Annotated in this window: 5 protein-coding genes and 1 pseudogene; 5 read left to right on the forward strand and 1 reads right to left on the reverse strand. The window is 72.4% G+C overall.

Annotation, left to right across the window (positions count from 1 at the left end; all coding sequences use genetic code 11):
- Positions 1-212: pseudogene (locus ACFUEL_RS33535) on the reverse strand (sugar ABC transporter substrate-binding protein); the annotation flags it as partial.
- Between the two features lie 363 nt (positions 213-575).
- On the opposite strand from ACFUEL_RS33535, the gene ACFUEL_RS33540 reads away from it, so the two are divergent.
- The 5 genes from ACFUEL_RS33540 to ACFUEL_RS33560 form a co-directional block, all read left to right on the forward strand.
- Positions 576-1,526 carry a carbohydrate ABC transporter permease gene (locus tag ACFUEL_RS33540; RefSeq protein WP_380240997.1) on the forward strand — a complete coding sequence of 317 codons (951 nt, stop codon included), beginning with the start codon at positions 576-578 and terminating at the stop codon, positions 1,524-1,526.
- On the forward strand, positions 1,523-2,413 hold the full coding sequence (locus ACFUEL_RS33545; protein WP_380240999.1) for a carbohydrate ABC transporter permease: 891 nt from the start codon (positions 1,523-1,525) through the stop codon (positions 2,411-2,413). The genes ACFUEL_RS33540 and ACFUEL_RS33545 overlap by 4 nt, the downstream gene beginning before the upstream one ends.
- Positions 2,414-2,453: 40 nt before the next feature.
- Positions 2,454-3,794, forward strand: a complete 1,341-nt coding sequence (locus ACFUEL_RS33550; RefSeq protein WP_380241001.1) for an ABC transporter substrate-binding protein — start codon at positions 2,454-2,456, stop codon at positions 3,792-3,794.
- Between the two features lie 82 nt (positions 3,795-3,876).
- Positions 3,877-5,628, forward strand: a complete 1,752-nt coding sequence (locus tag ACFUEL_RS33555; RefSeq protein WP_380241003.1) for a beta-galactosidase family protein — start codon at positions 3,877-3,879, stop codon at positions 5,626-5,628.
- Positions 5,629-5,716: 88 nt separating this feature from the next.
- Positions 5,717-5,810, forward strand: a 94-nt coding sequence (locus tag ACFUEL_RS33560; RefSeq protein WP_380241005.1) for an NAD-dependent epimerase/dehydratase family protein, incomplete at its 3' end; no start/stop codon positions are given.

The raw sequence follows: 5,810 nt of genomic DNA on the forward strand, positions 1-5,810 counted from the left end.
TTGGCCTTGGCGCCGGCCGCCTCGCCGACGAAGTACTCCTGGTCGCCCTGCTTCTGCAGGTAGGTGATCGAGATCTTCCCGTCCACCTTGGCGACGCCGCCGTCGCCGGACCCGGACTGCTGTCCGGTCGAGCAGGCGGTGGCGGCCAGGCCCAGGGCGAGCAGCAGGGCTGCGGCCGAGGCGGTGCGGGAGGAGGGGGCGGTTCGAGGCATGGGGACGCTCCTTGGCGCAGGAGTCCGGACCGGCGCGAGACTGGCGCACTGAAGTCAACAGACAACCGAACACGATCAAACGTGATGCAACAATGAGAGGGGCGGGGACTCGCCGGAGTCAAGCCGGGCGACCCACCGATACCGGGTCGTGATCTGGCCGCCCGGCCGCCCGGAATCGCCGCCCACGCCGCCGCCTCCCCCGCCGTACCCTCCTTGACCTGGTGATTCTCCGGGCCGGAGGGGCCGCCGCCCGATCACGAAGCGGCATCACGACGCAACAACGGCTTGACGCCCCGGCAACACCGGGTCAACACTCGTCGCCAACGCCATGTTGGCGTAAACATCCGCCGAAGGGCACTTCCCGTGAGCACGTCGCAGCGCACCACCCCCGCCACTGTCCGGTCCCGCTCCGCCCCCGCCGTCCGCCGCGGCCGCAACCGCGCTGCCCGGCAAGGCGGTTGGGGCTTCGCGTTCTTCGCACCGTTCCTGCTGGTGTTCGTGGTCGGGGTCGTCGCACCGCTCGGCTACGCCGCCTACCTGAGCCTGTTCCAGGACCGGCTGATCGGCGGCACGGTCTTCGTCGGGCTGGACAACTACCGCCGGGCGCTGGGCGACGAGCTGTTCCGGGCGGGCCTGTGGCGGGTGCTGCTGTTCCTGCTGGTGCAGGTCCCGGTGATGCTGGGCCTGGCCCTGCTGGCGGCCCTGGCCGTGGACAGCGGCCGGCTGCGCCGCCCCGGCCTGTTCCGGATCGGCGTCTTCGTCCCGTACGCGGTGCCCGCCGTGGTCGCCTCGCTGATGTGGGGCTACCTGTACGGCGACCGGTTCGGACTCGCCGGGCAGATCGGCGACTTCCTCGGCACGGAGCTGCCCGACCTGCTCGGCCCGGACTGGATGCTGGCGTCCATCGGCAACGTGGTGACCTGGCAGTACACCGGCTACAACATGCTGATCCTGTACGCCGCGCTGCGCACCGTGCCCACCGAGCTGTACGAGGCCGCGGCGCTGGACGGGGCCGGCGAGTTCCGCAAGGCGTGGAGCATCAAGCTGCCCGCCGTCCGCCCGGCCCTGGTGCTGGCCACGGTGTTCTCGATCATCGGCACCTTCCAGCTGTTCAACGAGCCCAACGTGATGCAGTCGCTGGCGCCGAACGTGGTCTCCACCAGCTACACGCCCAACATGTACGCCTACAACCTGGCCTTCAACGGCCAGCAGTTCAACTACTCGGCAGCCGTCGCCGTGGTCCTCGGCGGGGTCACCGCCGTGATCGCCTACGCCGTCCAGCTCCGGTCGATGCGGAAGGGACAGGGCGCATGAGGACCCCCACCACCAGGCGGCGTCCGCGCCGCGGCCGGACGAGCAACGCGCTCACCCTGGCGATGGCGCTGATGCTGGGCTACGCGCTGCTCCCGCTGGTGTGGCTGTTCATGGCCTCCACCAAGGACACCGCCTCGCTGATGGACAGCTTCGGCCTGTGGTTCGGCCACGGCTTCCACCTGTTCGGCAACATCGGCCACGTGCTGAGCTACGACGACGACATCTACCTGCGCTGGTTCGGCAACACCCTGCTGTACGCGGTGGTCGGCGCCGGCGGCGCGGCGTTCATCGCCACCGCCGCCGGGTACGGCCTGGCCAAGTACCGCTTCCGCGGCCGCACCGCGCTGGCCGCCACCGTGCTCGGCGCGATCGCCATCCCCGGCACCGCGCTGGCCGTCCCCACCTACCTGCTGTTCAGCAAGGCGGGGATCGTCGACACCCCGTGGGCGGTGCTGCTGCCCTCGCTGGTCAGCCCGTTCGGCGTCTACCTGATGCGGGTGTACGCCGCCGAGGCGGTGCCGGACTCGATGCTGGAGGCCGCCCGGATCGACGGCGCCGGCGAGCTGCGCACCTTCTTCACCGTCTCGCTGCGGCTGCTCACCCCGGGCTTCGTCACCGTCCTGCTGTTCGCCCTGGTCGCGACCTGGAACAACTACTTCCTGCCGCTGATCGTGCTCAGCGACCCGAAGTGGTTCCCGCTGACCGTCGGCCTCAACCAGTGGAACGCGCTGGCCACCGGCGCCGCGGGCAGCGGCGCCACCACCACCGACTTCTACCCGCTGGTCGTCACCGGCAGCCTGCTGGCGATCGTCCCGCTGGTGGCCGCCTTCCTCTTCCTGCAGCGCTACTGGCAGTCCGGCCTGTCGGCCGGCTCCGTCAAGGAATGACGGCATCCCTCCCTCCGCCCCTCCACAGCAAGGAAGCACCATGTCTCCCGCACCCTCCCGCCGCCGCAGACTCGCGGCCCTCGTCCCGGCCGCGGCCCTGCTGCTCGGCCTGACCGCCTGCGGCTCCAACGGCTCCGCCTCCCCCGCGGTCACCGACCCCGCCGCGGCGCTGGACACCCCCACCACGCTGACCTTCTGGACGTGGGCGCCGAACATCGACAAGACCGTCGCGCTGTTCGAGCAGAAGTACCCGAAGATCAAGGTGAACGTGGTCAACGCCGGCCAGTCCGCCACCGAGTACACCAAGATGCAGACCGCGATCAAGGCCGGCAGCGGCGGCCCGGACGTCGCCCAGGTCGAGTACTTCGCGCTGCCCGAGTTCGCGCTCTCCAAGCGGCTGGTGGACCTCGAGCAGTACGGCGCGGCCGCCCTGGAGTCGAAGTTCACCCCGTCCGCCTGGTCGCAGGTCGCGCTGAACGGCGGCGTCTGGGCCGTCCCGCAGGACACCGGCCCGATGGCGATGTTCTACAACCAGAAGCTCTTCGACCAGCTCGGCCTCAAGCCGCCCACCACCTGGGCCGAGTTCGAGGACGTCGCGGTGAAGATCAAGGCGTCCGACCCGAACCGCTTCGTCACCTCCATCGACCCCGGCGACGCGGGCGGCCTGGACAGCCTGATCTGGCAGGCCGGCGGCCGGCCCTTCCAGCAGAAGGACGCCACCGGCGTCGCCGTCGGCCTCCAGGACCCGGGCAGCAAGAAGGTCGCCGACCTGTGGTCCTCGCTGCTGCAGCGCAAGCTGGTCGACGCCGCGCCCGGCTGGACCAACGAGTGGTGGCAGAGCATGGGCAGCGGCCGCTACGCGATGTGGATGACCGGCGCCTGGGCGCCCGGCAACATCGCCTCCACCATCCCGGACACCGCCAAGGACTGGCGGGCCGCGCCGATGCCGCAGTGGTCGGCGGGCGACAAGGTCTCCGCGGAGAACGGCGGCTCGGCCGTCGCGGTGCCCACCTCCAGCAAGCACCAGGCCGCCGCCGCGGCGTTCGCGATCTGGCTGAACTCCGACCCGGAGGCCGTCCGCTCGCTCAACGACAACGGCCTCTTCCCGGCCACCACCGGCCTGCTCACCGACCCGGCCTTCCTGGACAAGCCGCTGGACGCGCTCGGCGGCCAGCAGGCCAACCGGATCTTCGCCGACTCCTCCGCGGGCGTCGGCGCCGGCTGGCAGTACCTGCCCTACCAGGTGTACGCCAACTCGGTCTTCAAGGACACCGTCGGCCAGTCCGCGAACAGCGGCGACCTGAACGCCGGCCTGAGCGCCTGGCAGCAGCGGATCGCCGACTACGGCAACCAGCAGGGCTTCAAGGTCACCACCCCGTGACCCCGGTCGGTGCCCGCCCGCGCCCGCCGCGGCCCGGCGGGCACCGGCCCCCTCCCTCCAGCACCCCAGGAGCAGCGACACCATGCCCGTCCTCGACACCGACGGCGGCGAGTTCACCCTCGACGGCGCCCCGTTCCGCATCCTCTCCGGCGGACTGCACTACTTCCGGATCCACCCCGGCCACTGGGCCGACCGCCTGCGCAAGGCCCGGCTGATGGGCCTCAACACGGTCGAGACGTACGTCCCGTGGAACCTCCACCAGCCCCGGCCCGGCGAGGTCCGCTTCGACGGCGGACTCGACCTGCCGGCCTTCCTCGACCTCGCCGCCGCCGAGGGCCTGCACGTGCTGCTCCGCCCCGGCCCGTACATCTGCGCCGAGTGGGAGGGCGGCGGCCTGCCGTCCTGGCTGCTCACCGACCCGGACGTCCGGCTGCGCAGCAACCACCCCGGCTACCTGCACGCCGTCGAGGGCTGGTTCTCCGAGCTGCTCCCGAAGGTCGCCGACCGGCTCGCCACCCGCGGCGGGCCCGTGCTGGCCGTCCAGGTGGAGAACGAGTACGGCGCGTACGGCGACGACACCTCGCACCTGGCGCACCTGGCCGGGCTGCTGCGCCGCTTCGGCGTGGACGTGCCGCTGTTCACCTGCGACCAGCCCGGCGACCTGGCCCGCGGCGCCCTGCCCGGCGCCCTGGCCACCGTCAACTTCGGCAGTCGCGCCCGGCAGGGCCTCGCCGCGCTGGAGGCGCTGCGGCCCGGACAGCCCAAGCTGTGCGCCGAGTTCTGGATCGGCTGGTTCGACCGATGGGGCGGGCGGCACGTGGTGCGCGACGCCGCCGACGCCGCCCGCGAACTGGACGAGCTGCTGTCCGCCGGTGCCTCCGTCAACCTGTACATGTTCCACGGCGGCACCAACTTCGGCTTCACCAACGGCGCCAACGACAAGCACACCTACCGGCCCACCGTCACCGGCTACGACTACGACGCCCCGCTCGACGAGGCCGGCGACCCCACCGCCAAGTACCACGCCTTCCGCGAGGTGCTCGCCGAGTACGGGCCGCCGGTGGCCGAACCGGCCCCCGCCGCCGCCCCCAAGCTGCCCGCCGCCACCGTCCGCCTCACCGAGAGCGCCCCGCTCCTCGCCGACCTGCCCGTCCTCGGCACCCCGGTGCCCGCGCTGCGCCCGCTCACCATGGAGGAGCTCGGCCAGGACTTCGGCTTCGTCCTCTACAAGGCGCTCCTGCCCGCCGCGGGCCCCGCCCTGCTGGAGGTGGGCGCCGTCGCCGACCGCGCCCAGGTGTTCGTGGACGGCCAGCCCGTGGGCGTGCTGGAGCGCGAGAGCCACGAGCGGGCGATCGCCTTCCACGTGCCGCGGGCCGGCGCCGTGCTGCGGCTGCTGGTGGAGAACCAGGGCCGGGTCAACTACGGCGAGGGCCTGCACGACCGCAAGGGCCTGCACGGGCCGGTGCTCCTCAACGGCGCGGAGCTGACCGGCTGGAGCAGCCTGCCGCTGCCGCTGGACGACCTCGGCGAGCTCTCCTTCACCGGCACCGCGGGCCCCGTCCCCGGCCCGGTCTTCCACCGCGGCGCCTTCCACGTCGACGAGCCCGCCGACACCTTCCTGCACCTGCCCGGCTGGACGAAGGGCAACGCCTGGGTCAACGGCTTCCCGCTCGGCCGCCACTGGTCCCGCGGCCCCCAGTGCTCGCTGTACGTCCCCGGCCCGGCCCTGCGCCCCGGGCCGAACGAACTGACCGTGCTGGAGCTGCACGCCGCCCCGTCCCACCGCACCGTCCGGCTGCTCCCCCACCCGGACCTCGGCCCGACCGAGGAGTAGCACCCGCCGACTCCGGGCGGCGGCCCGCCGCCCGGAGCACCACCCCGCCGGCCGCCCGCGGCCGCACACCCACGGAAGGTCGGAGAACATGAGCAAGTACCTGGTCACGGGCGGAGCCGGCTACGTCGGGAGCGTGGTGGCGGCGCACCTGCTGGAGGCGGGGCACTCGGTGACGGTGCTGG

The organism is Kitasatospora sp. NPDC057198, from assembly GCF_042670125.1.
Lineage (GTDB): Bacteria > Actinomycetota > Actinomycetes > Streptomycetales > Streptomycetaceae > Kitasatospora.

What these genes read in the sequence shown, in the direction of transcription:
- ACFUEL_RS33545 (WP_380240999.1), top strand. Translation starts at nt 1,523, where the DNA reads ATGAGGACCCCCACCACCAGGCGGCGTCCGCGCCGCGGCCGGACGAGC.
- ACFUEL_RS33555 (WP_380241003.1), top strand. Translation starts at nt 3,877, where the DNA reads ATGCCCGTCCTCGACACCGACGGCGGCGAGTTCACCCTCGACGGCGCC.
- ACFUEL_RS33550 (WP_380241001.1), top strand. Translation starts at nt 2,454, where the DNA reads ATGTCTCCCGCACCCTCCCGCCGCCGCAGACTCGCGGCCCTCGTCCCG.